Consider the following 2,309-nt stretch of genomic DNA (forward strand, 5'->3'; position numbering starts at 1 on the left):
TCCTAATTATATACTTGACGTACTAGGACCGAAAATGTCATCAGATTCTCGACAGGCCGGCACCGAAATTACCGAAGAAATGATCGACGCAGCGTTGGCGGCTGTCACTCCTTTTGCGGAGTTGTCGGGGGAGATTGCGGCGCACGCAGTTCGTCCTGCAATAGAGTTGGCAGTGGCGGCTGCGTTCCGAGTTCTCGCCCAAAATGGTCGTCCAGCTTCATAACGAATTTCCAGAGCGCCCGGTTTAGCGCCACGGCTTTCGTGCTGGCATCGTTGATTTCATTAATGGTCGCAGGAGTGAAAGGACGTTGGTCGTGGGTGAAAATCTGGTTCTTGTTGTCGAAGACGACGCCACTGGCATCTGTAATGCGTAGTTCATCGTCATAGTTGAACATCGCATGCGCGAAAAAGTTTCGAGTGCGTGATAGGCCCTTGAACTGGGACACCAAGGACGTAAGTTCGGCTTTGAGCGCGGGGTCTGTTATCTTTCCGTTGCCCAAGGCAAGGATCAGATCCAGCCTTCCCATAGTGTTCTTATGCGAATGGAATAGCGTGGTGGCGTCCTTCATAGTGGTGCCGACAAGCCCATGCAGGATGCGCATGAACAAGCTTTCATTGTTCGCCCAATGGACGATCAATTGGCCTACCAGCAGATAAATTGTAACGTTGTGTTCCGCCTTGCCGAACACGTTGATGGATTGCTTTCGAGCCATGTCAGAAACCCCCAAAGACAAAGACCAGGAAAAGGGCGACGAGGTGTTGCGCCGCCTATTGAAGACGCCGCCGAAGCCGCACGAATCGGCGAAGCCTACTGCGAAGCCGGTTCCGCAGCCCAAGAAAAATGACAAGAAACACTAGTGCGGGCGATCGCGCTTGGCGGCTTTTTGAGCCGTCGCCGCGCGTTGCATTTTGTGTGCGATCTGGCTGGCCTCTTGAGTGGGAAGAGCAAAGTGGTGCTCAAGACCGCTTTCCATCTGGAACGATAGAAGGACCGCCTTGCCAGACTGGTCTGGCGCTACCCGGCTACGTCTTGGTTCAGCCGCTGAAACCACGCCCATCGCATTTTGAGTTTTGCGATATTCAGGCCGAGAAAGTGCCGCGATTAGATCGGCTATCATTTGTTCCAGCATCGCCGGTTCAAATTCTAAAACGATATTGCCAGCGCTGGTTTCCAAAGTGGTCATTAGCGACACGCCGTGCTCATGCGCGCCGATGTCTACAAGCTTCGTCACTTTTTGCATGGTTTCCCCCTTCGCATGCGAAGGAGCTTACGCGCTTTTTGCTTAAGCGTAACTGGTTTCACCAACCCGCCGATAAGTAAGGCGCTTGTCGCGGGCCATGCGAAGCAAGTCGGCGGCGCGTTCTGCATCCGAGACTTTGAGAGCCGCGCGGCGATTGTAGCGGAAATCGAACTCGGCAAGGTAGCGATGCAAATGAGCTTCGCCGCAATGCTGATAGACGCCGACCATGCCGCGCTTAAAGACTGAAAACACGTTCTCAATCGTGTTGGTGTGGACGATGCGGTCGGCTTCGTAGCGAACGTATTCGCCGCCAGTGTGCTTGACGGTTGCATGGTCCGCGAATTCAAGGCCGGTGATCGGATAGAAATTGGACTCATCGGTCATGAGCGTCGATTTGCGGTCGGCATTGCGGACCAGCACGTCGCGGACGGACGCCTTCGTAGCGCGCTCGACATGGAAGGAACGAACAGAGCCGCCACGCTCGACCAGCGCGACGATAGAGCGCTTGGACGAGTTGGCAGGCTTACCGCGAATGGTGCGCTTCTTGATTGTGTCCTTCGGACCGAAATAGGTTTCGTCAGCTTCTACGATCTTGCCTTCGCCGCCAAGCGGCCCGCTCGACTTAACGTCTTCCTTCATGGCTTCGCGAATGCGGTGCGCCATGAACCAAGCGGTCTTGTAGGTCACGCCAAGCATACGGTGCAGCTGGTGCGCGCTCATGCCCTTCTTGGAGGACGCGTAGAGATGCGAAGCCAGCACCCACTTGTGCAGGCCGATCTTGGAACGCTCGAATACGGTGCCGACCGTGACAGAGAACGGCAGGCGGCATTCGTTGCACTTATAGACGCCGGGGCGCGTGGACTTGCCCGCCAGCTTCGTAATGCGCTCCGGGTTGGCATTGCCGCAATGAGGGCAGAACGGACCATGGGGCCAATGGATGGCTTCCAAATGTTCGCGGGCCTTGTCGGCGTCGTGGTAAATCTCGGCGGTCAGATCGAACATTGCGGTAACTCCTTGGGTTTGTTATCGCAAATTGCGTCTGGTACGTCAAGTATATAATTAGGAATA

General features: G+C 55.2%; 4 protein-coding genes. 1 reads left to right on the top strand and 3 read right to left on the bottom strand.

Translation table 11 applies throughout. The features are described 5' to 3' along the window. Positions 1-104: 104 nt before the first annotated feature. Positions 105-713: a hypothetical protein gene (locus ACFX5Q_RS34710; RefSeq protein WP_404285053.1), complete on the bottom strand. Its 609-nt coding sequence runs from the start codon at positions 711-713 to the stop codon at positions 105-107. Here ACFX5Q_RS34710 and ACFX5Q_RS34715 point away from each other — a divergent pair. Continuing rightward, the gene (locus ACFX5Q_RS34715) at positions 712-858 is read left to right on the top strand and encodes a hypothetical protein (protein WP_404285054.1); all 147 of its coding nucleotides are present in this window, start codon (positions 712-714) and stop codon (positions 856-858) included. The two genes, ACFX5Q_RS34710 and ACFX5Q_RS34715, sit on opposite strands and share 2 nt — an antisense overlap. Here the strand turns inward: ACFX5Q_RS34715 and ACFX5Q_RS34720 are convergent. Further along, positions 855-1,241: a hypothetical protein gene (locus ACFX5Q_RS34720; protein ID WP_404285056.1), complete on the bottom strand. Its 387-nt coding sequence runs from the start codon at positions 1,239-1,241 to the stop codon at positions 855-857. The two genes, ACFX5Q_RS34715 and ACFX5Q_RS34720, sit on opposite strands and share 4 nt — an antisense overlap. A 42-nt stretch (positions 1,242-1,283) precedes the next feature. After that, entirely contained in the window at positions 1,284-2,243 is a 960-nt protein-coding gene (locus tag ACFX5Q_RS34725; protein ID WP_404285058.1) for an IS1595 family transposase, read from the bottom strand. Positions 2,244-2,309 lie beyond the last annotated feature (66 nt).

It is taken from the genome of Mesorhizobium sp. IMUNJ 23033, from assembly GCF_044778005.1.
Taxonomy (GTDB): Bacteria; Pseudomonadota; Alphaproteobacteria; order Rhizobiales; family Rhizobiaceae; genus Mesorhizobium; species Mesorhizobium amorphae_A.